The sequence below is a fragment of the Microvirga sp. P4_G7 genome (genome assembly GCF_056401005.1).
The window spans coordinates 1-2,273 of record NZ_JBFUKD010000602.1 but is presented as its reverse complement, the minus strand read 5'-3'; the positions used below and the strand labels follow the sequence as shown (position 1 = coordinate 2,273).

At 59.2% G+C, this 2,273-nt stretch carries 1 protein-coding gene; it reads left to right on the top strand.

Translation table 11 applies throughout. The annotated features are described in order from the left end of the window. Positions 1 to 2,273 (top strand): cadherin repeat domain-containing protein (locus AC1DT3_RS18465; RefSeq protein WP_477466684.1); only part of this gene is annotated, 2,273 nt, incomplete at both ends.

Here is a 2,273-nt window from a genome sequence, read left to right as displayed (position 1 = left end):
CCGTCTTGGACGGAGGCAAGGGCGCCGACACGATGACCGGCGGCCTCGGCAACGACGTCTACTACATCCGCGATCTCACCGATGTCGTGAATGCCGATCGGGGTGGCACAAACGACGTCGCACATCTGTATCGCGATCTCTATGCCAGCGAGAGTGCTCTCCAGGACGCGATGATCGCCCTTAGGGCGCTCGGAGTAGACAATTTCGTCGTGCATCCGGGAACCGGAGGTCCGGGACCCGGCGATCCGAATCCTGGATCCCCAAACACGGCACCGACCGAGATCACGCTTTCCAAGACGTCGATCAACGAAAATTCGTGGGGCGGTTCGCTCGTCGCCGAATTGAGCGCGACCGACGCGCAGGGCGGCGTGCTGAGCTACACAATCATGGACGACCCCGATGCCAAGTTCGAGGTTGTCRTCGTCGACGGCGTCGCTCAGCTGCGGTTGCGGCCGGGCGCGACTGTGGATTTCGAAACCAAGACCTCGCACCAGGTGACGATCAAAGTCACCGATGTCGGTGGTTTGACGCATGTGCAAACCTTCACGGTCAATGTCAACGATCTCGACGAAGAGGGTCCCAACACCGCGCCGAGCGACATCGCGCTGTCTCACTCGGTGATCAACGAAAACTCTGCCGGCGGCACTCTAGTCGGCGAACTGAGCGCAACCGACGCGCAGGGTGGCACATTCACCTATACGATTCTCGACGATCCCGATGGCAAATTCCAGATCGTGGTGATCGACGGCGTCGCCCAATTGCGCCTCCGTGAAGGTGCGACGCTCGACTATGAAACGAAGCAGTCACATCAGGTCACGATCAAGGTCACGGATTCGGCTGGTCTCTCGCATCAGGAGATCTTTACGATCGACGTCAACAACCTCCCAGAGGATGGCACCAACACCGCGCCGACGGACATAGAGCTGTCGCAAGCTGCGATCGAAGAGAATTCGGCAGGCGGTTCGTTCATCGGCGAATTGAGCGCGACCGATCTCGAGCAGGGTCCCTTCACCTATACGATCGTCGGCGATCCAGATCGGAAGTTCCAGGTGGTGGTGATCGACGGTGTCGCCCAGCTGCGACTCCGCGAAGGTGCGACGCTCGACCACGAGACGAAGGCGTCTCACCAGGTCACGATCAAGGTGACCGACTCGGGCGGCCTGTCGCACGAGGAGACCTTTACGATCGATGTCATCGATCTGCCAGAGAGCGGCCCCAACACCGCACCAACGGATATTTCGCTTTCACAAACTGCGATCGATGAGAACGTTCCGGGTGGTACGCTTGTCGGTGAACTCGACGCAATCGACGCCGAGGGTGGAAACTTCACTTACACGATCCTCGCCGATCCGGACCAGAAGTTCCAGGTCGTCGTCATCGACGGCGTCGCACAGCTGCGGCTTCGGGAAGGAGCAACGCTCGATTACGAGGTGAAGGCGTCGCACAAGGTGACGGTCAAGGTCACGGATTCGAACGGGCTCTCGCACGAGGAAACGTTCACGATCACAGTGAACAACCTGGCAGAGAACGGCGTCAATACGGCGCCGACGGACATCGCCCTGTCACAATCCTCGATCGACGAGAATTCAGCCGGTGGTTCGCTGGTCGGTGAATTGAGCTCCACAGATCTCGAACAAGGGCCGATGACCTATACGATCATCGACGATCCGGATTCGAAGTTTGAAATCGTGGTTGCCTCAGGCGTCGCCCAGGTTCGGCTTCGGTTGGGAGCGAGCCTCGATTATGAGACCAAGTCGTCGCATCAGGTGACGGTGAAGGTTACCGATGCCGGTGGCCTTTCGCATGAAGAGACCTTCACGATCCATGTGAACGATCTCGTCGAGGACGGCACGAACACGGCGCCGACCGACATCGCTCTCTCGAAGGCAGAAGTCGACGAGACGGCGGCCGGTGGCACACTGATCGGCGAGTTGAGTGCAACTGACGCGCAGGCCGGAACCTTCACCTACACGATCATGAACGACCCGGATTCGAAATTCCAGGTCGTCGTTGTCGATGGCATTGCCCAGCTCCGTCTGCGCGAAGGCGCATCGCTCGATTACGAAACCAAGACCACCCATCAGGTGACAATCAAGGTTACGGATTCGGGCGGGCTATCCCACGAGAAGACATTCACGATCAACGTGAAGGACTTCGTCGAGGACGGCCCCAATACGGCACCGACCGATATTGCTCTCTCTCATGCCGCGATCGACGAGAACGTGGCAGGAGGATCGCTCATTGGACAGCTGAGCGCGACGGATGCTCAGGGC